We start from the raw sequence: 26,234 nt of genomic DNA on the forward strand, positions 1-26,234 counted from the left end.
GAAGGATCTGCACGAGCGGGTCGAATTCCCACGAGCCCACCCACGCGCCGTGGACGAGGATGATTCGGGGGCGATTGTTCGCGGTCATCGGAAGTTCTCTGCCTTTCGGAGGAGCTGCGCACGAGTTCGCTGTCGCGATGCCCGACGGTGCGCATCTGCTGGACCGACGTCGGTGTCGTTCCCCCAGGGTGCGCGCGCACGCCCGGCTCCGGTATCCGTAGGACTACGTAATCGGCGGCGCAGAGGCGAACATGGCCTCGTACCAGGCCGCGATCTGGGCGCGCGACGAGAAGCCGAGCTTGCCGAGGATGCGCTGCACGTGGGTGTCGACGGTCCGCACCGAGAGCACGAGTTCTGCGGCGATGTCCCGGTTGCTCATCCCGCGGTGGATGCGCATCGCCACTTCGCGCTCCCGCGCGCTGAGGCCGCCCGCGACCGTCGTCTTCGGTTCGAGCGCGAACGCGGACACCTCGTCGGGGTCGAGGTGTCCGCCCGCATCGGCGAGCTTGTCGTGGCGCTGGCGACCGAGCCGCTGCCGGAGCTCGGCGACGCACCGATCGTGATGCGCTGCGAGCTGCGGTCCGTGGACGGTGATCGCCGACCCGATGAGCCGCCAGCGGGCATCGGTCGCTCCCAGGAGGATCGCCGCGCGATCCGCCAGGCCGCGCTCTGCGGCGACCCAGCTGAGCACTTCGAGCATGAGGCACTCGCCTACGGGGTCATCGAAGCCGCGATCCGTCACGAGGGCTTCCCGCGCGAACCGCTCGGCGGCATCCAGATCACGCTCGACGAACGCGGCGAGCCCGAGCGACCACAGCGCGTGCGCGCGCATCCAGCTCTCGCCCACGGACTCGGCATACGAGAGCGCGTCCCTGGCGGCACGGTCCGCCCCGGGCTCGCGGAGATGGCTGAGCGCCGTGGTCAGCTGGAACTGGGCGAGGAGCGCCTCTTCGGGATGATCGCACTCCCGAGCGGCACGGATGGATGCCTCGAACTCGCCCACGGCATCCTGCGGCCGACCGGAGAACATCGCATGCGTCCCGCGCCAGCGGTGGATCTCGACGCGCATCGTGGCGGCTCGGTCCGCCGTGAACGAGGCGCCCGGCAACTGGCCGTCCGCCTCGTCGAGTCGCGCCGCCGCTTCGTCGAGATCGCCCTGCAGCAGGCACAGCCAGGCCGCGTTGATGAGAGCGGGAACGCGGTGCGCCGCCGAGCCTCCCGGCAGGGTGAGTACGCGCGTCGCCCAGCCGCGTCCCTCGGGGAGGAACCTGCCGACCGCCCAGTGGTAGCGCAGGTCGGAGAACAGGGCGAGGGCGGCGTCGGTGTCGATCGCGGCGGCCATGGTGAGAGCCGACTGCAGCTCGGCCCGGTCCGCGCGCAGTTGCGCGAGGACGGCGGTCTGGCGTGGCCCGTACCAATCGACGCGGGAACTCGCGGCGAGGGCGGCGAAGTGGTCGAGGTGACGGCGGGTCAGCGAGGGCGACCGCCCCTCCTCCTCGGCGCGCTCCCTCCCGTAGCCGCGGATCGTCTCGAGCATCCGGAACCGACCGGTCTCGTGATCCGCCTCGACGACGGACTGCGCGACGAGGTCGTCGAGGGGATCGACGATGGCGTCGACGGTGTAACCGCCGACTGCGGCAGCGGCCCCGAGATCGAACGTGCCGGAGAACACCGCGAGCCCGCACCAGAGCTCGCGCTGTTCGGGCGAGCACAGCTCGTAGCTCCAGTCGACCACCGCACGGAGGGTGCGCTGGCGCCCGACGGTGCTGCGGGAGCCGCCGCGCAGGAGGGTGAACCGGGAGGACAGCCCGCTCGCGAGCTCCGCGATCGAGAGCGTCCGCAGCCGTGTCGCCGCGAGCTCGATCGCGAGCGGCAGCCCGTCGAGGGATCGGCACAGGTCGGCCGCGGCTTCCGCGTCCGCCACCCCGAGTTCGAAGGCGGCGTCGGCGGCACGCGCTCGGGCGACGAGGAGCGACACCGCCTCGGACCGCCCGTCCGAGGGGGCCACCATCGACAGCGGAGGCACCGGGTAGACCAGTTCGCCGTCGAGCTCGAGTGGGCGACGGCTCGTAGCGAGCACCGTGAGCCGGGGGAGAGCGAGCAGCAGTTCGTCGATGAACGACGCGGCGGCATCGATGATCTGCTCGCAGTTGTCGACGACGAGGATCGCGGGCGTGCTGCGGAGCGCGTCGACGATGACTTCGAGCGGATCGCGCGCCGACTGGTCGGCGAGTGGAAGGGCGCGCACCACCGCGAGGGGAAGACGCAGCGGGTCCTGCACGGACTCGAGTGGGACGAACCAGCAGTCGATGCCCTCGCGCTCCGCATAGCTGTTCGCCACGCGCATCGCGAGCCGAGTCTTGCCGGTACCGCCGACGCCCGTCAGCGTGACCAGAGAAGACTCATCGAGGAGAGATTCGAGAGCCTCCAGCTCGCGATGGCGACCGACGAACGCGCTTCGCGGCTCTCTGATCATCACGACTCCAGGCGTCCTCGCCCGCCACGGGCGCAGGTGCACTCGGGCGGGTCGATTATCGCAGTGTTCCCGGGGCCCGTTCCGGGTATCAGACGACCGTCGCCGTCCGGCGAACCTCGACGGCGGAGCGAATGACACACGCAAGTCCATAGGACGTTCGGCCCGCCCCCGTCACGTGTCACGTTGTCGACTGGATCGAGACGGACCGACGATCTGCGGCGATCTCGGGCAGACGGCGGATAGCGGGGGGGAACGGAACATGACTCATACGGTTGACCGCACGAACGTCGAACATCGTGGCCGCGTCCATCTGCGCATCGGGTTGCTGCGGTCGCTCGTGTTCTGGGCGCTGGTCGTCGTCACCGGGTTCAACGCGCTCTCGGCGCTCGCCGGGGGGATCGCGGTCTTCGTCACGGACGGGCTGGGAATGCCCATGTCGTTCCTCGCGTCCGGGCCGTTCACGTCATTCACATGGCCGGCGGTGATCCTCGCGGTGGTCGTCGGCGGCAGCCAGGTTCTCGCTGGCGGGCTGCTGCTCGCTCGCCGAGAAGCGTCCCTGCTGTGGACTGCGGTCGCCGGATTCGTCATGCTCATCTGGATCTTCGTGGAGACCATCATGATCGGCGGGGGCTCGTTCCTGCAGGTCCTCTACTTCGCGACGGGAGGGGTCCAGATCATCCTCGTCCTGGCCCTGCTCGGCGTCGTCGCGTGGCTGCCCCGTCAGCCGTTGCGGGCCGCCCCGACCGTACCGTGACATGGTCTCTCCCCACGATCCGATGGTGCCGCCCGCCGGCATGTCAGTGGCGGGTGTGGCAGCCGAGAGCTCGATGAGCCCCAGCGGGCGGCTGCTCACCGTCGCGCTCACGATGCGGCTGGTCCTGTTCGCGGTCTTTCAAGCGATCGTCGCCGTGGTTCTGTTCGCCGGTGGTGTTCCCGAGCCGTGGTCGGCGTCGGCGGCTTGGTGGCCGCTCACCGCAACGGCGACGAGTGTGGTGACGTTCGTCTTCCTGCGGTGGCGGGCCAGGGTGGAGGGCTTCTCGCTGACCGCGTTCTATCGACCGGTGCGCCCAGGGGTTGCGAGAGACGTCCTGCTCGCCCTCGCCGTCGCGTTCGTCGGAGGAGGCATCGCCGTCGGTGCCAGCATCCTTCTGGCACCGATCTTCTTCACCGAGCCGACCACCGCGAATGCGCTCCTGATCCAGCCGTTGCCCACGTGGGCGGCGGTGCTGGCGGTCGCCTTGTTCCCGGTGTCGGTCGCCCTCACCGAACTCCCGCTCTACTTCGGATATGTCCAGCGCAGGCTCGGTGCGCGGACGGGCTCGGCCGCGGCAGCCGTCCTCATCCCGGCGGTGTTCCTCTCCCTCCAGCACGCCACGCTGCCGCTGATCTTCGACCTGTCGTTCATCGGATGGCGGGCATCGATGTTCCTCGGGTTCGCGTTGGTGCTGGCGTGGTCGCTCTGGAAACGACCCCGCCTGATGCCGTACCTGATCGTCGTGCACTTCCTCCTCGACCTGCAGGCGGCCATCTCCATCCTGCAGATCTCCGGATGACGCGCTGACGGCGAGAGAAGATCCGCACCTTCGGGCGGCTGCGCCGCGCCTGGCGGACGGCGGCTCACGGCATCCGGATCGACTCCGTCAGCACGCGTCCATCGGCGCCGGACGGTCCATCGAACCCGAGCAGCGCGGCGATCGTCGGAGCGATGTCGATGTGACGCGGGTCGTGGGGCGCGGCGTGAGGACGCACACCCGCTCCCGCCAGCACCAGCGGCACCTCCATGACGCGCGTCATGCCGTGGACGCCGGCGGGATCAGCGGGCGCCGCGCCGAGGCTCCATCCCTCCGCCGGCTCGATGATGAGCTCGCCGTAGTTCGGGGACATGTGCATGGCCTGCTGCTCCTGCTTGTCGTAGACGGCAGCGACGTGGGGAAGCGCGGTGACCGCGGCCTCGATCGCCCCGGCAGCCGCGGGGTCGTCCGCGGCGTCGCCCACGAGGTGCAGCGAGCCGACGCCGCCGACGACGATGACCGCGTCCGTTCCGGGCTGCGGTGACTGCCCGGCAGAGAGCATCTCGGCGTCGTATCCCGCCGCGGAGATCGCCGCGAGCAGCTCGTCGCGCATGCCATCGGTGAACGTCTCCATACCGTGGTCTCCGGTCACCACGAACGCGCTGCGACCGTAGATGCCGGCGTCCTTCGTCGCCTGCACCAGCCGCCCGATCTGCACGTCGATGTCGGCCAGGGCGGCCGCCATCCCCTCGGCCTGATCGCCCTCGGCATGCCCGAGCGCGTCCAGCCGATCGCAGTAGACCGCGATCAGGTCGGGCACGCCCGGCGTCTGCACCGCCGTGCCGCCGCTCATCACCGGCTGACCGCTGATGACGGCGACCGCGTCGTCGGTGCGACGGGCGCAGTCCCCGCCCGGCTGCGTGTAGAGGCCCTCGGGGTCGCCGAAGGTGACCCCGTAGTTCTGCACGATGAACCACTGGGCCGACATCACGGTGCCGCCCTGGTCACGGATCGCCTGGGCGATGGTGGGGACGGCGAGATCGCGCTGCTGACCGCGCGCTGTCCCTGTCGACGCGTCGAACCAGTAGGCGGTGTTGCGGTGCGTCTCGGGCCACGCGCCTGTCGCCACCGACGACCACGACGGATTCGTGATGGAGCTCATGACGCCCGTTGAGACGCTCAGGCTTCCCCGCCCTGCCAGTGCGCTCAGGTTCGGAAGCTCGGCGTCGTCGAGATAGTCGATGTCGAAGCCGTCCAGGGCGATGAACACGACGTGCTCGGCCGGGACGGAGGCGCCGGGTCTGTCACCCGCCTCGGCTCCCGGAGCCGGGTGCCCGGCCGCGGCGGCGGGCGCGGCGACGCCGAGCGTCACGGCGACGAGGCCGGCGGCGGCAAGGGCGGACAGGCGGCGGATCTGCTTCGAAGGTCGCATCGTCAACTCTCTCTCACGGTTCACACGGGTGCACCGGGGGCCTTGCCCCGGCCCTCCCGACGCTGGCCGCGCTGTCGGATGCGAGCAACACTTCGGCGATGTCGTGCAAGGAATCGGCCATCGGGTCAGCGCACGTGCGTGATTCCGCAAGGTGGTGGCGGCAGAGGCCGACGCGACGCGGCGCCGTCGCACGGTCCGCATCGCCGGTTTCTTGCGCCACCGTGCCCGCGGATGTCGATCCCTCGCATTTCGCGCGACGGCGCTCGGTGCCGTCGGCCGCCGGCCGGTTGGGTACTGGTCAGGACGCCCGACGACCGGAGGAGCGAGGATGACGGACCAGACGAACAGCAGCGGGCACGGCGAGACGGCTCTCAGCCGGCGCGGATTCCTCGGGCTCTCGGCGATCGGGCTCGGGGTCGGGCTGGGCGGCGCGGCCTGGGGGCCGTGGCCGGGTGCCGCGGTGGGGGCGCCACGCGCGGCGGATGCGGGCGAGCTCCGCTTCGTCGTGCTCACCGACACCCATGCGAACGACGAGGAGATCGTGCGGCTGGACAACCTGCGGCGGGTCTTCGCCGCCGTCGAGGCCGAGCAGCCCCAGTTCGTGCTGCACTGCGGCGACATCACGGACTACGGCAGCGACGCCGAGTTCGCCGCCTATCGCGACGCCATTCCGCCGGGTCTGTGGGACCGGCTGCGTCACGCGCCGGGCAACCATGAGATCCGCTGGGATACGAGCGCCCGCGAGCGCTTCCAGCGGTGGTTCGGTCCGACCAGCTACAGTTTCGATGCCGGCGGTGTGCACTTCGTCGCCCTGGATCCGACGCAGGCGCTGCAGGAGCCCGGACTGTTCGGCGATGATCTCGCTGCCTTGCGGGATGATCTGAGCGCCGCTCGCGGCATCCCTTCCGTGATGTTCCTGCACTACCCGATCGCCGGCCGCAACTACTTCGTGAACGACACCGACGAGCTGCTGCGCACCATCGCGCCGTTCGATGTGCGCGGCATCTTCGCGGGGCACATCCATCGCAGCGAGATCGACCGATTCAACGGGCTCACGCAGGTCGCCTCGGTGGCCACGCGCAGCGGACCCTTCTACCTGCGCGTAACGGCGCGCGATTCGCCGCAGGGCCGGGTGCTGGCCGTCGAGCAGGTGTCGCTGGGCGCGACGGATGCCGACGCCCCGACGGTCGCCCCGCTCACCGAGATCCCGCTCGAGGCGCCGCCCGGCGGTGCGGAGCCGATCCGCTCCGGAGTGCGTGTGCGCGAGGGCGCGATCGACCTCACGGCCGTCGCCGGGCGTGACGCGGTCGCCGTCGACGTGCGCGTGCACCCTCAGTCCGTCTTCGGCACCGTCGACGACGGGGTGTGGACCGCGCTCGCGGCGCGAGGCTCGTCGTGGCACGGGTCGCTGGATGCGAGCATGCTGGCTCCGGGCGCACATCGCGTGCAGCTGCGCGCCACAGACGGCGCAGGGGTGCGCCGCCACGACACCGTCCAGGTCGCCATCGATCGGCCCAGCGGTGCCCGAGCGGCCTGGGAGCTCGCCGTCGGCGGACAGCTCCAGGGTGCGCTTGCGGCCTTCGGCGGAACGGTCGTCGCCGGGTCGACCTCCGGACGGGTCGTGGCTGTGGACGTGGCCGGAGCTTCTGCGCACCGACGACGCTGGACGCGCGACCTCGGACCGATGCATCGGGGTGCGGCGTTCACGACCGACGGCAGCCTCGTCTGCCTGCCCGGCGCCGACCACCGACTCACGGCCCTGGATGCACGGACCGGCGCCGTCCAGTGGGCGAGCACCTTCGACAAGCCCGTGATGTCCACGCCGGCCGTGGTGCGGTCCACCGCTTCCAGTGCCGATCGCGTCCTCGTCGCAGCCGAGGACCGGCTGCGGTGCCTCGATGTGACAGGGGCGACGCTGTGGGAAGCGGACGTGCCGGTGCGCACGGCGGGGCGGGCCGCGTCGGATGGAGTGCGGGTGTTCGTCGGCGCGGGCGACGGGCGCGGGTACGCGTACGACCTCGCGACGGGAGCGCAGCTGTGGTCGTTCCTCACCAATGAACGGCCCGACGCCTATCGTCAGCTCATCTACGGGCCGTGGGACGACTGGGTGGAGGTGCTGCCGGGAGGTGCGGTGCTCTTCAGCACGGTCACCGACGCCATCGCGGTCGACCCCGCGACCGGGGCGGAGTTGTGGCGGGTGCCGGGTAGCCACATGTTCGCGCCGGCCCTGACGCTCGGCGACGGCAGCCTCCTGCTCACCACCGAGTGGGGTGTGGTGTCGGTCGTCGATCCCGCGTCGGGCGGCACGCGGTGGAGCGCTCAGGCGGTGCCGAGGGTGGTCAACGCCGGGCCGGTCATCGATCCCCGCACCGGCACGGTGTGGCTCGTCTCGGTCGGCGGGCTGCTGGCTGCGATCGACCCCGTGAAGAACGCCTCGGTGGTAGATCGGCAGCTGTTCACTGCGAACACCTTCTCGACCCCGGTCATCGTCGGCGGACAGCTCGTGGTCGCGGCGCAGGATGGGGTGCTGCGCGGGCTGACGATCTGAGGTCGTCCCGGCCGGCCACCGCTGGACGCTGTCACGCGGCGGTCACCGGGCGGATGCGAGCTCCCGCGCGCGCCCGGCCCGCTTCAGCGAGTGCAGTGCCACCGCGACATCGGCGTGCTGGAGCCCGGGCAGGCCGCCGATCGTGTCGGAGATGAAGCCGTACAGGGCCGCGTCCGACGCGATGGCGACCTCGCCGCACAGGTTCCGATCACCGGTGGTCGCGGCGATCATGAGCGTGGCAGGATGCTCCGCCAGCAGCTCGCCCGCTCGGCTCAGCTGCGTCGGGTTCACGCTCAGGGCGACGAACGCGTTCACCGGCAGCCCGATGCGCTCGGGCTCGACGACGGCCCGCATCCGCAGCGCGCCCGAGGCCATCATCGACTCGGCCCGCCGTCGCACCGTCACCGGGCTCGCCTCGCACACCTCACCGAGCCGCTGCCATCCCACCCGGCCGTCCTCCGACAACGCGGCCGCGATGCGTTCGTCGAGGGCGTCCGTCTTGACGCGTCGATCCGGAAGGGGATCGGTCCACGGGTCGAGGCGCTGAGATCGCAGCTGCTGAACGATGTCGGCGGGCAGCAGCTCCGGCAGCCAGCTGTGCGGGGTCGCGAACCGCCGGATGACCTGATTGCTCCACACGGCCATCACGCCGTCGAGCGCCGGGAGCTGCTCGAGGGTGAGCGCCAGGAGGTGATCGTTGGAGGTGTAGCTGATCTCGGCGATGCAGTCCACGCTGCCGGTGACGAGCTTCACGGACCCGCACTCCGGCCACGTCGCGAGGCGCTGCGCGGAGCGGTGCGCCGACCCCGGGCGGCAGCGCAGCCGCACGAACAATGAGCGCGACCGCCCCGTCGCCTCGCCGTCGAGCACACCGGTGACGCGCACGGTGCCATCCCGCACGAGACGGGCTACGCGTCGGGACACCGTGGCCTCGGAGGTGAAGACGGCCTCGCTGATCTGCGCATTGCTCGCGCGAGGGCAGGCGAGGAGCGCGCCGGTGATGCGTCGGTCGAGATCGTCCACGATGTGCACCTTACGTTTCAGAGGTAGCGTCTGTAGGGGTGCTTTCTTGCATTCTGTCACTGCATCTCATCGACATTGCTCGTTCGGCGGAAAGATCGCACCATCGGCGCAGCATGGACACGGCGCCTCGCCCCATTCCGGCGCTCGTCGCCAAGACAAGAGGAGTGATGCACATGACCCGGATCCGAGCACAACGGCTCGCAGCTCCGCTCGCGGTGGTGGCAGCGTTCGGCCTCCTGGCCGGCTGCTCCGCCGGCACAGATGACACCGGCTCCGAGGGGGACGGCGGCAGCGTGGTCTTCTGGACGCCCCAGGCGACCCCCGAGCGCCTCGCCGCTCAGGAGGCGGTCGCCGCCGCATTCACGGAGGAGACCGGAATCGAGGTCGAGGTCGTGCCCATGGCCGCCGCCGATCAGGACCAGGCGCTCGTCACCGGATCGGCGACCGGTGACGTCCCCGACGTCATCCTGCATTCGTCGAGCCAGACCGGCGCGTGGACGTCGCAGGGTCTGCTGGATGCGGAGGCGGCCGCCGCCACGGTCGACGCGCTCGGCGTGGAGACTTTCAACGAGCACGCGATCGAGGCCGTGACGATCGACGATCAGATCGCCGCCGTCCCCAGCGACGGCTGGACGCACCTCATCGCCTACCGCAGCGACCTGCTGGAGCAGGCGGGCGTCGATGTCCCGACGAATGTCGAGGAGCTCGCGGATGCCGCGACCGCCGTCAAGGAGAATCTCGGGATCACCGGCCTCGCGTTCGGCACGCAGGCCGGCACCGCCTCGGCGACCGAGGGCATCCAGTCGATCTTCCAGAGCGCCGGGTGCGAGCTGGTCGTCGACGGCGAGGTGACGATCGACTCGGATGCGTGCACCGACGCGGCCGAGCAGTTCCTGAGGCTGCGTGACTCCTCGGTGGCCGGCGATTTCGATGTCACCAGCGCTCGCGCCGCGTACATGAACGGCGATGCCGCGATGCTGCTGTTCTCCACGCACATCCTGGACGAGCTGGCGGGCCTCGACGAGGCGACGCCGGCGACGTGCCCGGAGTGCGCGGATCAGCCGACGTTCCTCGCCGACAACACCGAGTTCGTGACCGTGCTCGGTGAGGACGACCCGGCGCAGTACGGTGCCATCCTTGGCTACGGGATCCCCGCGGGTGCCGATACCGACGCCGCGCAGCAGTACATCGAGTACGTGATGAGCACCGGCTACGTCGACACGCTCGCCGTCGCGACGGAAGGCCGCATCCCGCTGCGCAACGGCTCCGCAGACGACCCGACGGAGTTCATCGAGGCGTGGGGCGGACTGGGCATCGGCCCGGGGCAGGAGATGACATCCGTCGAGCTGTACGGTGAGGAGTTCGTGGGCGAGATCCGCGACGGCATCAATTCCGTCTACCTGTGGGGCATGGGAACGCCTGACGCGACCCTCGCCGGCCTGGTGTCCAGCCAGGGCGTGCTGTCCGGACAGATCGAGCAGCTCTACAACGGGGTGCCCGCCGCCGAGGTGACAGCAGCCATGAAGGCGGCCGTCGAGGAGGTACAGGCGGGCTTGTGAGTACCGGAGCCATCCGCCACCGCTGGGGGCGGCCACGCAGCCGCTCCCAGCGGGACAACCGCAACGGCCTGCTCCTGACCGCTCCGACCTTCGTCGTCATCCTCCTCGCTTCGATCCTGCCGCTGGCGCTGGTCGTGGTCTTCGCCTTCAGCGAGATCCGCCTCGTCGACATCCCGAAGCTGGGCACGGAGCCGATCGAATGGTCTCTCGAGAACTTCCAGCGTGCGCTGGGCAATCCGGCCTTCTGGCGGGCGCTGGGAACGACGGTGCTCTACGCCTCGCTCACCATGATCGGGTCGGTGGGGCTGGGCCTCGTGCTGGCACTGGCGCTGCGGCGGCCGTTCCGCGGTCGCGGGCTGGTGCGGGCGCTCGTGCTCGTGCCCTACGTCCTGCCCGTGATCGCCGCGGTCACGATCTGGCAGACGATGCTCAACCCGCAGTACGGCGTGGTCAACGCATTCGGCCGCGAGGTCCTCGGGTGGGAGAGTTCCATCGGGTTCCTGAACACCTCCACGACCGAGATATGGGGCATCCCGATCCCGTTGTCGCTCCTGGTGGTCGTGGCGTTCGAGATCTGGACCTCCGCCCCGCTGTCCTTCCTGTTCATCACGGCACGGCTGCAGGGCGTCTCGCCCAGTATCGAGGAGGCCGCGGCGCTGGACGGGGCGAACGGATTCCAGATCACCGGTCGCATCGTGTTGCCGCAGCTGAAGGGGGTCATCCTGCTGCTCTGCCTGCTCCGGTTCATCTGGACCTTTCAGAGCTTCAGCGAGATCTACCTCCTCACCGAAGGTGCGGGCGGCACGCAGGTCATGGCGCTCAAGGTCTACACCGAGCTCGTCACCCGAGCCGACATCGGCAGCGCAGCCGCGTACGGCCTGCTGATGTCGGTCGTGCTCATCTCGTTGCTGGCCGTCTACGTGGCGCTCTCGCGCAGAAAGGTCGACCTCGAATGACCCGCCGCCGATCCCCGATGGCGCCGCATCCCCTGGCCAATGCAGGTCGCGTCGCGATCATCGCGCTCGCTCTGATCTTCGCGCTCGGTCCCGTCCTGTACGGCGTCGTGCTGTCGGTGCGCCCCTTCTCGTCGATCGTCCAGGCGCCGCTGGACCTGATCCCGACGCTGGACGAGCTCGACTTCTCGGGGTACACGACCGCGATGCTCGATCCGGCCCAGGGCGGCTTCGGGCTCGGGCGATTCGTGATCAACTCGCTCCTGGTCGCCGCGGGCACCGTCGTGCTGGCGATCCTGGTGTCGATCCTCGGCGCATACGCCGCAGCGCGGCTGCGCTATCGCGGTCGCGGCGCCGTGAACGGGATCATCCTCGGCGTCTACCTCTTCCCGGGGATCGTCCTGTCGGTGCCGCTGTTCGTCCTCCTCGCGAAGGCGGGACTGACCGGTTCGCTCATCGGGCTGTTCCTCGTCTACGTCGCCGCCACCGTCCCGGTGGCGATCTACATGCTGCGCAACTACTTCCAGGCCCTGCCCGAGAGCGTCGAGGAAGCGGCGATCGTCGACGGCGCCTCGCTGCCGCAGATGCTCCGCAGCGTCGTGCTCCCGATCGCGCTGCCGGGCGTGGTGGCGACCGCCATCTACGTGTTCATGATCGCGTGGAACGAGTACTTCTACGCGCTGCTGTTCCTGGTCCAGGACCGTGACCTCTGGACGGCGCCCCTGGGCATCTCGCAGCTGGCCGATTTCAACGTGCCGGTGACGGTGCTGCTGGCCGGCTCCCTCGCCGTCACCGCCCCGGTCATCGTGCTGTTCTTCGTCGCCCAGCGCTATCTGGTCGAGGGCCTGACGGCGGGAGCGGAGAAATGACGCGGGCCCAGCGCATCGTGGTGATCGGCGCGGGAGGGCGAGGTCGTGACGCCTACGGGCGGTGGATCGTCGAGCACCCGGAGCGGGCGCACCTGATCGCCGTGTCCGACGTGTCCGCCCCCCGCAGGGAGGCGCTCGCTGCGGAGGCCGGCGGCGCGGCCCAGTACGGCGACTGGCGGGACGTCGTGGCCGACCTGCACGCGCTCCGTGCCGACGGCGTGGTCATCGCCGTCCCGGATGCCCTGCACGTCGACGTCGCCATCGCGGTGGCGGATGCGGGCGTGCCGTTCCTGCTCGAGAAGCCGGCGGCACCGAGCCTGCCCGAGCTCGAGCGGCTGGCCCGGCACGCCGCCGCGGCGTCATCGCGGCTGGCTGTCGGTCACGTGCTGCGGTTCACACCGTTCTGGCGCACCGTCAAACGCATCGTGGACTCCGGCGCGATCGGCCGGCCGATGACGCTGGAGGTGCGCGAGAACATCGGCTTCTGGCACTTCGCGCACTCGTACGTGCGCGGCAACTGGCGCAGTGCCGAGCACGCCGGCGCGATGGTGCTGACCAAGACCTCTCACGACCTCGACCTCATCCGCTGGATCGCGGGCGCTCCGCCCGAGAGCGTGTACAGCATCGGCGAGCTGTCGTGGTTCCGCGAAGAGAACGCTCCGCCCGGTGCCCCGCGCTTCTGCCTCGACGGATGCCCTGTCGCCGACAGCTGCCCGTTCTTCGCACCGCGGTACTACGTCGACGCGCTCGCCGAGGTCTCGGGGCACCCCGTCCATCTGCTCGGCGCCGACACGTCACCGTCCGGTCGCCTGGCGGCTCTGCGCACCGGCGACTACGGTCGCTGCGTGTACCGCAGCGACAACGACGTGGCCGATCACCAGCAGACGACGATGATGTTCCCCGGAGGGCTGACCGCGACGCTCACCGCGTCCGCGTTCACCGCGGAGAACACACGCAACGTCGCGATCACCGGCTCCGCGGGCCAGCTGACGGGCCACATGGAGAGCGGAGAAGTCGTCGTCGACCTGTTCTCGCCGACCGCCACACTTCCGGACGATCTTCCTCCGGCCGTGCACGAACTGCAGCTCAAGCCGCCGATGGGCCACGAACGACACACGCTGCGCGTCGTCATGCCCAATGCCGATCTCGGCGACCACGCGGGTCACGCCGGTGGTGACGCGGGGCTCATGGCGGAGTTCGTCGACGCCCTCGGCGCCGGAACCGTCGGCGAGGGCGAGCTCTCGTTCGCGACCGCGCTCGACAGCCACCTCATGGCTTTCGCCGCCGAGGAGTCCCGCCTCACGGGGCGTCCGATCGATTTCGCCGCATGGTCGTCGAGCCTCAGAATCCTTCAGAACGCAGAAGGAGACCCTTCGTCATGACCGAGCCGCACTTCGCAGCGTCCCTGCGGAGGCTGATCGAGCGAGTGGGCGGCGACGCGTCGCGCGTGCAGGTCGCGCTGCTGCCGGTGGGGGAGACGGATGCCGCGGCCGCCGCCTCCTTCGAGGCGCACGACGGCGTCCTCACCCTGCGCGGAACCGACCTCGTCGCGACGGCGAGCGCGTTCGCCCGCTATCTGCAATCGCACGGTCAGCGCATCACGTGGGAGTCTCCCGCGATCGCGCCCGCGTGGACGGTGTGGCCAGACTCGCCCGAGACGGCGCAGACGACGGGGTTCGGCATCCGCTATCACTTGAACGTCGTGACGCACGGCTACTCCACCGCGTTCTGGGACTGGCCCCGCTGGGAGCGCGAGCTGGACTGGATGGCGCTGCACGGCGTCACCCACCCGCTCGTGCTCACGGCGTACGAGGCCGTCCTCTTCGAGGCGCTGCGGCGGTCGGGGGTGGACGCCGACGAGGCGCGCGCGTGGGTCGGCGGTGCCGCATCCATCCCGTGGATGTCGATGGGGGGCATGCACCATTTCGGAGGCCCCCTGCCGGCGACGTGGGCGGAGCGCCGTGTGGAACTCGCCCGGCGCATTCTCGTCCGCATCGGTGAGCTGGGGATGACGCCCGTGCTGCCGGTCACGGGTGGGCATGTGCCGTCGTCGCTCGCCGGAGCGGATGCCGCCGAGATCCAGTGGCAGGGGTGGCGGACGCCGGTGCTCGAGCCCGGCTCCGCGGCCTACGCGCGGTTCGTGCGCACGTTCCTCGAGGCGCAGCGCGACCTGCTCGGCGACCCGGGCGCGCAGCCGTGGTTCGCCGTCGATCCGTACATCGAATCTCTGCCGCCCTCCGGCGAGCTGGACGAGCTGGCCCGGAGCGGCGCAGGGGTGCACGGGGCGCTGGCGTCGGTCCATCCTCAGGCGACGTGGCTGCTGCAGGGGTGGCCGTTCCACTACCACCGCGGATTCTGGTCGCCGGAGCGGATCGCGGCGTATTTGTCCGGCGTCCCCCGGGACCGGCTCGTGCTCATCGATCTCTGGGGCGAGCATGCCCCGATGTGGCGCGACGGCATGCACGGACGACGTTGGATCTGGACAGCCGTCCACAACTTCGGCGGGCGCTTCGCGCTCTTCGGGGATGTGCGGGGCCTGGTCGGCGACGTCGCGGAGCTGGCCGCGCTGCGGCCCGACGGACTGGAAGGCGTGGGTCTGGCTCCCGAGGCGATCGAGAACAACACGGTGTTCTACGAGGCGGCAGCCGATGCGGTCTGGCGTCCGATCGACGTCGACGAGTGGATCCCGGCGTTCGCGACGCAGCGGTACGGCGTCGACGACCCCGCGGCCCGAGAGGCCTGGCGGCTCCTCGCCGCGACGCTGTACGCTCCTGGCCGGACCCGCTCGATACCCTCGCCGGTGATCGCGCGCCCGTGGACGGAATCCGCGCCGTTCGCGACGCAGCGCCTGGCCGGTGAGGCGCTTCCCGTCGAGCCGACGCGCATGTCGGCCAACATCGATGCCGAGAACGACCCTGCCGTGCTCGGAGACCTGCCCGACATCGCGCATGCCGTGAGGCTGCTCATCAGGCTGGATGACCGCGCGGTCCACCGCGACGCACTCGAACGCGATGTCGTCGAGCTGACCGGGCACATCCTGGCGCAGCAGCTGAGACAGCACATCCGGGGCGTGCTCGCCGGGTACGCGGCCCGTGACGCTCAGGCCCTGCGCGCGCACGCCGACCGGCTGCACGGGGATCTGATCGCCCTCGACGACCTCGTCGCCACGCGCCCGGAGTCCCGCGTGTCGACCTGGATCGCCGCGGCGCGCTCGTGGGGCGACAGCTCCAGCGAAGCCGACATCATGGAGCGCGACGCACGCAGCCTGGTGTCGGTGTGGGGGCACCAGACGAGCGGCCTGCACGACTACTCCGGCCGCCACTGGTCAGGTCTCGTGCGATACCTGTATCTGCCGCGCTGGGCGGCGTGGACCGACTGGCTCGCCGACGCCGTCGAGGGCGGAACTCCGCCCGACGACACGGTGCTGCAGCGGCAGATCGTCCAGATCGAGGAGTCATGGCGCACCACGACCGGCAGCGAGGACGCGTCCTCGGCCGCCCCGCTCGCGATCGCCGCGGCGACGCTGGACCGGCTCGGCGTCTGAGCGCGGGCGCGCGGGATTCACAACGGCTGCCGGCCCGGCGTTCAGCCTGAGACGGGTCCGGTCGAGTCGCGAATGATCAGTTCCGGTGATTCCACGACGTGGGGATGCTGCTCGCCCGTACGAATGGCATGTTGCAGAACCTCGAACGCGCGACGCCCTAGTGACACGAAGTCCAAGCGTGCGGTGGTCAGCGGAGGCGCGAAGTAGCGCGCCTCGGGCATGTCGTCGATGCCGGCGAGCGAGTAGTCGTGGGGCGCGGAGAAGCCGCGCTCGCGAGCCGCCGCGGCGAACCCCAGCGCGAGCTCATCGTCTGCGGCGAAGACTGCAGTGAATGTGGTGAAGTCCACGCGTCGCCCAGCCTCGAAGCCCGCGGCGCCCGTCCAATCGCCGCCGGTCATCACGGGCAGGAGGTTCGCTCCCGCTTCCGCGACCATGTCGTAGTACGCACGTTCCCGCTCCTGTGATTCGACACTGTCCCGGGGGCCCGAGAGGAAAGCGATGCTGCGGTGGCCGAGTTGAAGCAGGTGGCCCATCACCGCGCGGCCCGCGGCGTAGGAGTCGGCTCCAACAGTGCCCGTGCTCGGCAGCGGCCGGCCGGTTATCGCGACGACGGGTACTTCGTTGCGAACACTCCGCTCGAGCACACGCTCCAGCCCTTCCACTCTCGCCGACACCACGATGCCGTCGACACGCATCGACAGGAATCGCTCCAACGCGCGGGTCGCCTCCGGAGGCTGCGGGTTGGAGGCGGTCAGGTGTGCGGTGATGAGTGTGATGTCGGCATCGTGGGCGGCGAAGCTGAGTCCCGACAGCGTCTGGGCTGCGCCGTAATTCAGAGGAGCGGACGTGAGAACTCCGACGGTGTCGGCTCGACCGATCTGCAGGCTCCGAGCGAGGCGGTTCGGCCGGTAGCCGAGGGCATCGATGGCCTTCTGGATCCGAGCGCCCGTCTCCTTACCGACGTATGAAGCGCCAGTGAGATAGCGCGACACCGTTTGTGCTGATACGCCCGCAAGGTGGCCGACGTCGGTGAGGGTCGGACGACTCGCGGGCCCAGCCCCGTTCGCTCCGTCAATAGGCATGTCATCTTCCATCGGCGTCGAGTGTCTCGATCCTAGCGGTTGTCGAGAAGTTAGCGATTCCACAAACTCCACTTCTCGCCTTTCTTGGCGAATGCGTGCTACCTGACTGAGATCGCGATGCCCGAGCGCATTGCGAAGCTGCCTCTTGACAGGCGATATGCAATCGCTAACATAGCGGTGATCCAGCGACCGCTCCGCCCTGTCAAGACACACGCGGGCGCGCATAAACGACAGCAAAGGAAGCGCAATGATGCGAACGACACGGATGTCGGCCCTCGCGGGGGTCGCGGTGATCTCCCTGAGCCTCGCCGCCTGCTCGGCTGGGGGTGAGAGCGCGGACGGTCAGGTCACCCTCACCTATTGGAAGCTTGCGGACACGAACGATGCCTCGAAGCAGGCATCGCAGGAGATCATCGACGGCTTCGAGAAGCAGCATCCCGAGATCAAGATCGATGTTCAGGAACGCGCCACCGATGCGCACAAGGAAGCGCTTCGGACATCGCTCGGCACCTCCGCCGCGCCTGACGTGTACTGGTCTTGGGCTGGCCCTGGTATCGGGGGGGAGTACGTCCAGGGCGGTGCAAGCCTCGACCTGGAGGAGTACTACGACGAGTACGACTGGGCAGAGCGATTCAGTGATGTCGGGATGGCCAGTGTCACGCAGTACGGGGGATACGACGGAGTGCCGAACGGCCAGGCCGGTGCTGCTGTCTTCTACAACAAGGATCTGTTCGCCCAGGCGGGCATCTCCGAGACCCCGACGACATACGAAGAACTCGTCGAGGATGCCGAGAAGCTCGTGGCCGCCGGGATCACCCCGATCGAGTTCGGCGGCACGGTGAACTGGCACCTGATGCGCCTGCTCGACAACATTCTGATGACCCAGTGCGGTCCGGAGACCTTCCGCGCGCTCATCACCGCCGAGGCGGACTGGGCGGAGGAGCCCTGCGTGGACGACACCTTCGAGGAATTCCACACCTGGACCCAGGACTATCTCACTCCGGGATGGGCGAGCCTCAGCGACTCCGAGGCGAATGCGCTGTTCTTCCAGGGGGAAGCGGCGATGGTGATCGAGGGCAACTGGTTCGACAACGTGCTGCGCTCGAACGACGTCGACACGAGCACGATCGGTGTATTCCTCTTCCCCACCGGCACTGGCGAGCTGTACGGCGACACCTCGAACGTCTACATCTCGGCGACCAGCGAGCACCCCGACGAGGCTGCGCTGTTCCTCGACTACCTCACGAGCGAGGAGCCGCAGCAGATCAACCAGCGCCTGGTCGGAGCGCGGCCCATCAACGTCAACGTCGCTGTCGACGAGTCGACGCAGGACAGCCTCGACACGCAGTGGAACCCGCTGTTCGACGATGCGACCGGCCTCTACTACTTCAACGATCAGGGAATGACCCTGGCGATGACAACCGAGTACTGGCGCATTCAGAATCTCGTCGCCACGGACGAGCTGGAGCCATCGCAGGCGGGCGCCGAGCTGCAGAAGTTCATCGACAACCAGTGATGCCACCGCCGGCGGGGGCGAACCTCCCGCCGGCGCGGCCTCGTCTCGCGAGGGATCTCATGTCCGCATCATCCTCGACTCGCGTGGCTCGTTCACGGCGTCGTTCACACTTCCTGATCGCACTGCCGTTTCTGGCGCCGGCGCTGATCGCCTACGTCGTCTTCGTCATCGCGCCGATGATCGAGTCCGTCCGCCTGTCCTTCTTCGACTGGTCCGGCTTCGTCGGCGATCCTCAGGAGTTCGTCGGCCTGCGCAACTACATCAGGATCTTCACGCAGGACCCGGTGTTCTGGACGGCCTTCCGAAACACAGTCATCTGGATCGTGCTGTCGCTGATCGTTCCGATCACGATCAGTCTGCTGCTGGCACTCGCATTGAACCGGCCGCTGTTCGGACGGAACGTGTTCCGATCCGTCTTCTACATCCCGGGAGTCCTGGCGTCCATCGCCGTCGCGAACATGTGGCGCTGGATCTACAACCCCAATTACGGCATCGGGGCCAGCATCGGCAACGCCCTCGGGTTGCCGTGGCTGGCCGACATCCAGTGGCTCGGCGATCAGAACCTGGCCCTCTATTCCGTCTTCCTCGCCTCCGTGTGGCAGGGGGTCGGCACGAACATGGTGCTGTTCCTGGCCGGACTCCAATCCGTGCAGAAGGAGCAGATCGAAGCCGCACGCATCGACGGCGCCAACAGCTGGCAGGTGTTCCGCAACGTCACCCTGCCAGCGCTACGCCCCACGATCGTGATCGTCTACGTGCTCACCTTCATCGGTGCGATCAAGGTATTCGACCTGATCGTCGGAATGACCGGCGGAGGCCCGGCGCAGAAGACTCAGGTGCTCGCGCTCTGGTCATATCAGCAATCGCTCACCAACCACGAATACGGCCCCGGAAGCGCGGTAGCGACCGTCCTGCTCATCGTCACTTTGGCGGTGGTGCTTCCCTACCTGGCATGGACCGGCCGCCAGGAGGAGAAATGAACGCCGTCCTGACACCGACCACACAGCAGCGGGCGTCGCTTCGTGAACTCGAACCACGCCGCAGGCAGCAGCCGAACTACATCCGCATCGGGCTGTGGATCGCGCTGGTGATCTCCTTGCTCATCTGGATGCTGCCGCTCATCTTCATCCTGTTCACGTCGCTGAAGACGGAGGCGGACGCGATCGGCACACCCGTGTTCTCCTGGCCGGCCAATCCGGACTTCGCTAACTACGCCGAGGCATACACCGCGGGCAACCTGCTGAACGCGGGGACGAACAGCCTCATCATCGCCCTGGTCAAGGTACCGCTCGGGTTGCTGATCGCTGCGGCCGCGGCCTTCGCGATCGCGCGGATCCGCTTCAAGCGGCGTCGGTTGCTCTTGGCCGCGATGGCCATGGGTGCGATGGTGCCCATTCAGGTGGCCATCGCCCCTCTGTTCCAGATCATCAACTCGATGGGGCTGCTCAACACCCACATCGGCGTCATCCTGCCGTACATCGGATTCGGCATCCCCTACGAGATCTTCATCCTGTACGGGTTCTTCCGTCAGATTCCCGAGGAGCTGGACGAGAGCGCCCGAATGGACGGAGCATCGTACTTCCGACTGTTCTGGCAGATCATCCTGCCGCTATCGGGTCCAGCGCTGGCCGCGCTGTTCATCCTCGACTTCGTCGCCACGTGGAACGAGTACGGGATGGCGCTGGTGCTCCTTCAGAGCTCGGAATCCTGGACCGTGCCGCTGGCGATCCAAGGGTTCCAATCGCAGTACACCAGCTCCTACGGGCCGATCAACGCCTTCACGATCATGTCGGTGATACCCGTCGTGATCGTCTACCTGCTGTTCCAGCGCTACTTCGTGTCCGGCGCCTTCGCCGGATCCGTGAAGGGATGACCTCAATGAACACCACTGCTACGAACTCCGGTTACTCGGGGGAGGAGAAGCTCGGTGCCGTCCTTCGGGACAAGCGTGCGCGCGCGGTTCTTGAACGCCATATGCCGGAGTTGAAGAACATCTCCGACGCATTGGTCCTCGGCGGGCATCCGCTCGGCCTCGTTGCGCGCACATCCCCGGCGTTGGCCAGTCCCCAGGCCGTCGAGGCGCTGTTCGAGGACTTGTCCGCACTCGGGGAGCCGACCACTGACAGTGCCGAGGATGACATGGGTTCCGCACCCGTCTCCAGGTCATACGAGGCAGAGGGGACGGTCGCCACGGCGCGTGTCCGGTATCCGCAGTCAGTGTCTCGATTCGGAGTGTTCGAGATCGTGTTCGACGGTCCGCGGCACGGGAATCCTTTCATCGACGTCCAGCTCGCACTTCGGCTCGAGCGTCCGGAAGGACCCGTCGAGGTGCCCGGCTTCTATGACGGCGACGGAACCTATCGCGTGCGCTATCTGGTCGAGTCGGAGGGCGCTCATCGATTCGTGAGCGTCAGCAATGCGCCGAGCATGCACGGAGTCGAGGGGGAGTTCGAAGCTCTCGCCGATGCGGATGCCCGCGGCCCGGTACGCATTCAGGACCGCTTCCACTTCGCGTACGCGAATGGAGAGCGGTTCGTTCCGGTGGGCACGACCGCCTATGCGTGGACCCACCAAGAGGTGGGGCTCGAAGAGCAGACGCTCCGAACGCTCGCCGCGTCGCCGTTCAACAAGATCCGAATGTGCATCTTTCCGAAATCCTATGTCTTCAACGAGAACGAACCGTCGTTCTATCCTTTCTGCGGCAATCCCGACGACGGGTTCGATCTCGAGCGCTTCGACGTTCGCTACTGGCAGCATCTCGAGCAGCGCGTCCGTGATCTGAGCGAGCGGGGCATCCAGGCAGACCTGATCCTCTTCCATCCCTACGACCGGTGGGGCTTTGCGGACATGGGGGCGCTCGCCGACGATCGCTACGTGCGATACGCCGTGGCTCGTCTCGCCGCGTTCGAGAACGTCTGGTGGTCATTGGCGAACGAGTACGACCTGATGCCCTCCAAGGCCGAGGCCGACTGGGAGAGGTTCGCCTCGATCGTGAACGAGAACGATCCCACAGGTCACCTGCTGTCCATCCACAATTGCTTCGAGTTCTACGACTACGCACGCGAGTGGGTGACGCACGCCAGCATCCAGCGGCAGGACATCTACAAGACGGCGGAGATGACCGACGAGTGGCGCACGCGATGGGGAAAAGCCGTCGTCATCGACGAGTGTGCGTACGAGGGCGACATCGACCAGGGCTGGGGCAACATCACCGGCCAAGAGATGGTACGTCGATTCTGGGAGGGCGCGGTCCGCGGCGGTTATGTCGGCCACGGCGAAACGTACCTCAGGGAGAATGACGAGCTGTGGTGGTCCAAGGGTGGCGAGCTGATCGGATCCAGCCCTGCGCGAATCAGTCTGCTGCGTGAGGTCATCGAGAGCGCGCCGACGGCGATGGAGCCGATCGATCTCGAGTGGGACTGTCCCAGCGCGGGTATTCCTGGTCGGTACGTCCTCACATACTTCGGGTCTCATCAGCCCAGGTTCCGCCGCTTCCTGTGGGACCCTGCGGTCGCCTACACCGTGGACATCATCGACACCTGGAACATGACCGTCGACCGCTTGCCGGGTACGTTCAGCGGGCGCTTCACCATCGAGCTGCCCGGACGACCCTTCATCGCATTGCGGTTCCAAGCTGCGTCGAGGTGACCTCCTGCCAGCAGCAGGCTCTCAGCTCACCGAGCCCCAGGCGGCGCGACGGACTCGCGCCACACGACCTTCTGCAGGGCGTCGTCCTGCGTGGGCGGCTCAGTTCCACGGATGGCGGCGAGAAGGCGCTGCATCGAGTGGGCGCCGAGGCGCTGGCGATCCTGGAACACGGTCGTGAGCGAGGGGATGAAGTGGGCGCTCATGGTGAGATCGTCCCAGCCGGTCACGCTCACATCCCCGGGAACCGTCCACCCGCGTGTGATCGCGCCGCGGATTGCTCCGGCGGCGAGGACGTCGTTGGCTGCGATGACCGCCAGCGGAGGTGTGTCGTCGGGAAGCGCCTGAACACATTCGTTCGCCGTCGCGCCGCTCCAGTTCCCGCCGACGACCCCGAGAGATTCGACGCCGAGTCGATCGACCGTCGCGAGGTACGCGTCTCGGCGTGCCACCGCGGCCGGGTAGTCGGGCGGTCCTGCGATGTGCAGGAACCTGCGGTGCCCCATCTCCGCGAGTCTCTCCATCATCTCGGCGACGGGGCGGGCATCGCTGAACGCGCCGGTGGCGTGCATGTTCTCATCGAACTCGGAGAGCGAGAGAAGAACCGGCGCCGATTCCGTCGAGGTCTGGCGCGGCGCTCGCATCGGAGTGAACGAGAGGATGCCCTCGTATTCGCCTGACTCGACGACAGAGGCGAGGTCGTCCGCGCGCTCCTCGGGTGAGGACGACAGGCTGATCACCTCGACGACGTAGCCGGCGTCGCGGGCCGTCGACGCAGCCCCCTCGAGGACCGGGAACAGGTTCAGGCCCGAGACGGGGATGACGACCGCCAGCCGTCCTGTCCGCTGGGTCCGCATGGAACGCGCGGCCAGGTTCGGGCGGTAGTTGAGCTCCGCGGCCGCCGCGAGCACGCGCTCCCGCGTGGCGGCCGAGATGCCGCTGCGTCCCGTGAAGACGAAGGACACCGTCGACTGCGAGACGCCCGCGTGACGGGCGACATCGTGACTGGTCGGGCGTCTGCCCATGCCTTCATACCCCATCTCCGACATCCTGCCCGGAAAAAGTACTTGACCGTGCGGACGTGTCCTCCATACTATCTACTACGTCTTAGTAATACGTAGTAAAAACTTGCGAGGAAGCAATGCTCAGAATCGGAATCATCGGCACCGGCAGTATCGCGAGCGCCCACATCAGTGGGTATCTGGCGTTCCCCGGGCAGTGCGAGATCGTCGCGCTCGCCGATGTCATGCCGGGCAAGGCGGCCGCGAAAGCGGAGGTGTTCGGCCTGACGGGCGCGGTCGGCTATGACGACCCGCTGCGGATGATCGCGGAGGCACGCCTCGACCTCGTGAGCATTGCGACGCCGCCCTCGTCGCATGCGCAGCTCTCGATCGCCGCGCTGGACGGGGGCGTGAACGTCCTCGTGGAGAAGCCGATGGCCCCCTCCCTCGAGGAGTGCGATGCGATGCTCGCCGCGCAGGAGCGTTCGGGAAAGGTGCTGTCCGTCGTCGCGCAGAATCGCTTCCGCGACGACCTCGCGACCCTCAAGAGCGTCGTCGATTCGGGGCTCCTCGGCTCGATCTCTCACGTGCGCGTGGACTCCGCCTGGTGGCGCGGCCTGCCGTACTACGACCTGTGGTGGCGCGGCACGTGGGAGAAGGAAGGCGGAGGCAGCACCCTCAACCACGCCATTCACCACATCGACCTGCTCCTCTGGCTCCTGGGCAGCCCGACTGAGATCACGGCGATGCTCGCGAACGCGCAGCACGACAACAGCGAGGTCGAGGATCTCTCGGTGGCGGTGTTCCAATACGGGCGGGGCCTGGCGCAGCTGACGAGCTCGGTGGTGCATCACGGCGAAGAGCAGGAGATCGTCATCCAGGGTGAGAACGCCCGCGTCTCGCAGCCGTGGAAGGTCGTCGCCGAGCGAGCCGACGGCGGAGGATTCCCGGCGAAGGGCGGCGATCCCGAGCTCGTCGCGGCCATCGAGGCCGTCGTCGCGGAGCGCGAGCCGCTGCGCCACCGCGGACACGAGGGCCAGATCGGCGACATGCTCGCCGCCATCCGTTCCGGCCGTGCGCCGATCGCGGACGGGAGGGATGGCCGCAACGCGATCGAGGTCGTCACGGCGATCTACAAGGCGGGCATCGAGCGCACGTTCGTGTCGCTGCCTCTCAAGGCGGACGACCCCTACTACCGAGCGGGTCAGCTCGTCGCGCATGCGCCGCACTTCTCCGAGAAGCAGACCTCCCTTGTCGAGGCGGGCGCGTCATGAGCGCCTCGTCGTTTCCGGGCGGCACATCGCTGTCACACCTCGACATCTACGCGGATGCCGCCGCCGACGGCGTGTGCGGTGGAAGTCCGCACATGCACCTGGTCTCGACCGAGGCCTACGTCGTCGTCGAGGGGCGCGGCGCACTGCAGACGATCGACGGCGAGGGCTTCCACGAGACCGAGCTCGAAGCGGGATCGGTCGTGTGGTTCACGCCCGGCACGATCCACCGAGCCGTGAACCGCGGAGGGCTCAAGGTCATCGTGCTGATGAGCAACGCGGGCCTGCCCGAGGCCGGCGACGCGGTGATGACCTTCCCCGCCGACGTCGTGGCCGACCCCGACGCGTACGCGGCGGCCGCGTCGCTCGGGGAGGCGGAGAGTCGTGCGGAGCGCGCACCACGACGTCGCGATCTCGCGGTGGCGGGGTTCGGGGCCCTGCGCGACGCTGTCACCGCCGGTGATCGCGGGCCACTCGAGGACTTCTACGCGGCGGCCGGCGCACTCGTCGCGCGCCGCGCCTCCGCGTGGGGGCGGCTCGTGCGCGAGCGTCCGCTCGCCCAGGCCGAGCGGTCGTTCGCGCTCACGGAGGCGATCGCGCGCGGCGATGTCGCACACCTGCGCGATGCGCGGGTTCACGAGGCGCCTGCCCCCGCCGCCGACCGCGGCTACGGCATGTGCGGCCGTATCCGCGCCTACGACGTCACCGATCTTCAGGAGAGTCCCCGATGAACCACCCGTACACGTTCGATCCCCTCCCGCAGCCGGTCGTCGCGCCCGGTGAGTTCGTCTTCGCGGCCGTCGGCCTCGACCATGGGCACATCTTCGGCATGACCGACGGCCTCATCGCCGCCGGGGCGGTGGTGAAGTGGGTGTTCGATGAAGACGCAGACCGGGTCGCGAGGTTCACCGAGCGGTACCCGACTGCCCGCGTCGCATCGTCGGAGCAGGAGGTGCTCGATGATCCCGAGGTTCGCCTCATCGCGACAGCGGCCATCGCCTCGGAGCGTGCGCCGATCGGACTTCGCGCGATCGAGGCGGGCAAGGACGCCTTCGTCGACAAGGCGCCGCTGACCACGTTCGCTCAGCTCGAGGCCGTCCGTGAGGCCACGGCGCGCACCGGTCGCAAGTACGCGGTCTACTACGGCGAGCGCGTGCACTCCGAGGCTGCGATCCTCGCCGGCCAGCTCGTCGAGCGGGGCGCGATCGGCACGGTCCTGCAGGTCGTGTGCTTCGGCCCGCACCGCATCGGCGGTGGTCGGCCGGACTGGTTCTACGATCCCGAGCAGTACGGCGGCATCCTCTGCGACATCGGCAGCCACAACTTCGAGCAGATGCTCTTCTACACCGGCGCGACCGACGGACGCGTGTCGACCTCGACGGTCGCGAACTACGCCCACTCCGACACCCCGGGGCTGCAGGACTTCGGCGATGCGCACGTCGTGCTCGACAACGGCACGACCGGCTACGTCCGCGTCGACTGGTTCACCCCCGACGGTCTGGGCGTGTTCGGCGACGGGCGCACGCTGCTGCTGGGGACCGACGGCTACATCGAGCTGCGCAAGTACATCGACATCACGACCGACAACGGCGGCGGCCAGGTCATCCTCGTCAACCAGGAAGGCCAGTACCGCTTCAATGCGAACGGCATGACCGGATTCCCCTACTTCGGGCAGCTCATCCGCGACTGCATCGACCGGACCGAGACCGCCATGACCCAGGCCCACGCACTCAAGGCCGCAGAGCTCAGCCTCCAGGCGCAGGGCGAAGCGCTCGTGCTCGCCCCGTAACAGTCCATTTGAACC

Annotated in this window: 20 protein-coding genes; 15 read left to right on the forward strand and 5 right to left on the reverse strand. The window is 68.6% G+C overall.

Annotated features, from left to right (window positions below):
• Window positions 1–223: 223 nt before the first annotated feature.
• Window positions 224–2,476, reverse strand: a complete 2,253-nt coding sequence (locus MRBLMI12_RS11470; RefSeq protein WP_363356601.1) for an ATP-binding protein — start codon at window positions 2,474–2,476, stop codon at window positions 224–226.
• Window positions 2,477–2,735: 259 nt separating this feature from the next.
• On the opposite strand from MRBLMI12_RS11470, the gene MRBLMI12_RS11475 reads away from it, so the two are divergent.
• Both MRBLMI12_RS11475 and MRBLMI12_RS11480 read left to right on the forward strand, forming a co-directional pair.
• Complete coding sequence (locus tag MRBLMI12_RS11475; protein WP_363356602.1) at window positions 2,736–3,230, forward strand: hypothetical protein; 495 nt, start codon at window positions 2,736–2,738, stop codon at window positions 3,228–3,230.
• Between the two features lies 1 nt (window position 3,231).
• Entirely contained in the window at window positions 3,232–4,029 is a 798-nt protein-coding gene (locus MRBLMI12_RS11480; protein WP_363356603.1) for a type II CAAX prenyl endopeptidase Rce1 family protein, read from the forward strand.
• A gap of 64 nt (window positions 4,030–4,093) precedes the next feature.
• On the opposite strand, the gene MRBLMI12_RS11485 is transcribed toward MRBLMI12_RS11480, so the two are convergent.
• A complete protein-coding gene (locus tag MRBLMI12_RS11485) occupies window positions 4,094–5,419 on the reverse strand; it encodes an alkaline phosphatase family protein (protein WP_363356604.1) in 1,326 nt (441 codons plus the stop codon).
• A gap of 328 nt (window positions 5,420–5,747) precedes the next feature.
• Between MRBLMI12_RS11485 and MRBLMI12_RS11490 the strand changes: the two genes are divergently transcribed.
• The gene (locus tag MRBLMI12_RS11490; RefSeq protein ID WP_363356605.1) at window positions 5,748–7,967 is read left to right on the forward strand and encodes a PQQ-binding-like beta-propeller repeat protein; all 2,220 of its coding nucleotides are present in this window, start codon (window positions 5,748–5,750) and stop codon (window positions 7,965–7,967) included.
• A 42-nt stretch (window positions 7,968–8,009) separates the two neighbouring features.
• Here the strand turns inward: MRBLMI12_RS11490 and MRBLMI12_RS11495 are convergent, their stop codons facing one another.
• Window positions 8,010–8,990: an Lrp/AsnC family transcriptional regulator gene (locus MRBLMI12_RS11495; protein ID WP_363356606.1), complete on the reverse strand. Its 981-nt coding sequence runs from the start codon at window positions 8,988–8,990 to the stop codon at window positions 8,010–8,012.
• A gap of 173 nt (window positions 8,991–9,163) precedes the next feature.
• On the opposite strand from MRBLMI12_RS11495, the gene MRBLMI12_RS11500 reads away from it, so the two are divergent.
• Genes MRBLMI12_RS11500 through MRBLMI12_RS11520 form a run of 5 tightly spaced genes read left to right on the forward strand, consistent with a single transcriptional unit; the run spans window position 9,164 to window position 15,915 of the window.
• Window positions 9,164–10,549 (forward strand): ABC transporter substrate-binding protein, encoded by a 1,386-nt coding sequence (locus tag MRBLMI12_RS11500; protein ID WP_363356607.1) that lies wholly within the window; start codon window positions 9,164–9,166, stop codon window positions 10,547–10,549.
• Window positions 10,546–11,505, forward strand: coding sequence for a carbohydrate ABC transporter permease (locus MRBLMI12_RS11505; protein WP_363356608.1), 960 nt, complete (start codon window positions 10,546–10,548; stop codon window positions 11,503–11,505). The genes MRBLMI12_RS11500 and MRBLMI12_RS11505 overlap by 4 nt, the downstream gene beginning before the upstream one ends.
• Before the next feature lie 17 nt (window positions 11,506–11,522).
• The gene (locus MRBLMI12_RS11510) at window positions 11,523–12,371 is read left to right on the forward strand and encodes a carbohydrate ABC transporter permease (protein WP_363356609.1); all 849 of its coding nucleotides are present in this window, start codon (window positions 11,523–11,525) and stop codon (window positions 12,369–12,371) included.
• Complete coding sequence (locus MRBLMI12_RS11515; protein WP_363356610.1) at window positions 12,368–13,753, forward strand: Gfo/Idh/MocA family protein; 1,386 nt, start codon at window positions 12,368–12,370, stop codon at window positions 13,751–13,753. Before MRBLMI12_RS11510 ends, MRBLMI12_RS11515 begins: the two co-directional genes overlap by 4 nt.
• A complete protein-coding gene (locus tag MRBLMI12_RS11520) occupies window positions 13,750–15,915 on the forward strand; it encodes an alpha-N-acetylglucosaminidase (protein WP_363356611.1) in 2,166 nt (721 codons plus the stop codon). The genes MRBLMI12_RS11515 and MRBLMI12_RS11520 overlap by 4 nt, the downstream gene beginning before the upstream one ends.
• 41 nt (window positions 15,916–15,956) lie before the next feature.
• Here the strand turns inward: MRBLMI12_RS11520 and MRBLMI12_RS11525 are convergent, their stop codons facing one another.
• The gene (locus MRBLMI12_RS11525; RefSeq protein ID WP_363356612.1) at window positions 15,957–17,009 is read right to left on the reverse strand and encodes a LacI family DNA-binding transcriptional regulator; all 1,053 of its coding nucleotides are present in this window, start codon (window positions 17,007–17,009) and stop codon (window positions 15,957–15,959) included.
• A gap of 235 nt (window positions 17,010–17,244) precedes the next feature.
• On the opposite strand from MRBLMI12_RS11525, the gene MRBLMI12_RS11530 reads away from it, so the two are divergent.
• From MRBLMI12_RS11530 to MRBLMI12_RS11545, 4 genes are all read left to right on the forward strand, one after another.
• Window positions 17,245–18,513, forward strand: coding sequence for an ABC transporter substrate-binding protein (locus MRBLMI12_RS11530; RefSeq protein ID WP_363356613.1), 1,269 nt, complete (start codon window positions 17,245–17,247; stop codon window positions 18,511–18,513).
• Between the two features lie 83 nt (window positions 18,514–18,596).
• Window positions 18,597–19,493: a carbohydrate ABC transporter permease gene (locus tag MRBLMI12_RS11535; RefSeq protein WP_363356614.1), complete on the forward strand. Its 897-nt coding sequence runs from the start codon at window positions 18,597–18,599 to the stop codon at window positions 19,491–19,493.
• Window positions 19,490–20,386 (forward strand): carbohydrate ABC transporter permease, encoded by an 897-nt coding sequence (locus tag MRBLMI12_RS11540; protein WP_363356615.1) that lies wholly within the window; start codon window positions 19,490–19,492, stop codon window positions 20,384–20,386. Before MRBLMI12_RS11535 ends, MRBLMI12_RS11540 begins: the two co-directional genes overlap by 4 nt.
• 5 nt (window positions 20,387–20,391) lie before the next feature.
• Window positions 20,392–22,161, forward strand: a complete 1,770-nt coding sequence (locus MRBLMI12_RS11545) for a DUF5605 domain-containing protein (protein WP_363356616.1) — start codon at window positions 20,392–20,394, stop codon at window positions 22,159–22,161.
• Between the two features lie 26 nt (window positions 22,162–22,187).
• Here MRBLMI12_RS11545 and MRBLMI12_RS11550 read toward each other — a convergent pair whose 3' ends face one another.
• Window positions 22,188–23,198, reverse strand: a complete 1,011-nt coding sequence (locus MRBLMI12_RS11550) for a LacI family DNA-binding transcriptional regulator (protein ID WP_363356617.1) — start codon at window positions 23,196–23,198, stop codon at window positions 22,188–22,190.
• Window positions 23,199–23,299: 101 nt separating this feature from the next.
• On the opposite strand from MRBLMI12_RS11550, the gene MRBLMI12_RS11555 reads away from it, so the two are divergent.
• Genes MRBLMI12_RS11555 through MRBLMI12_RS11565 form a run of 3 tightly spaced genes read left to right on the forward strand, consistent with a single transcriptional unit; the run spans window position 23,300 to window position 26,219 of the window.
• Window positions 23,300–24,433: a Gfo/Idh/MocA family protein gene (locus MRBLMI12_RS11555; protein ID WP_363356618.1), complete on the forward strand. Its 1,134-nt coding sequence runs from the start codon at window positions 23,300–23,302 to the stop codon at window positions 24,431–24,433.
• Window positions 24,430–25,161, forward strand: a complete 732-nt coding sequence (locus MRBLMI12_RS11560; RefSeq protein WP_363356619.1) for a cupin domain-containing protein — start codon at window positions 24,430–24,432, stop codon at window positions 25,159–25,161. The genes MRBLMI12_RS11555 and MRBLMI12_RS11560 overlap by 4 nt, the downstream gene beginning before the upstream one ends.
• On the forward strand, window positions 25,158–26,219 hold the full coding sequence (locus tag MRBLMI12_RS11565; protein WP_363356620.1) for a Gfo/Idh/MocA family protein: 1,062 nt from the start codon (window positions 25,158–25,160) through the stop codon (window positions 26,217–26,219). Before MRBLMI12_RS11560 ends, MRBLMI12_RS11565 begins: the two co-directional genes overlap by 4 nt.
• Window positions 26,220–26,234: the final 15 nt, after the last annotated feature.

The organism is Microbacterium sp. LMI12-1-1.1 (assembly GCF_040676455.1).
GTDB lineage: Bacteria > Actinomycetota > Actinomycetes > Actinomycetales > Microbacteriaceae > Microbacterium.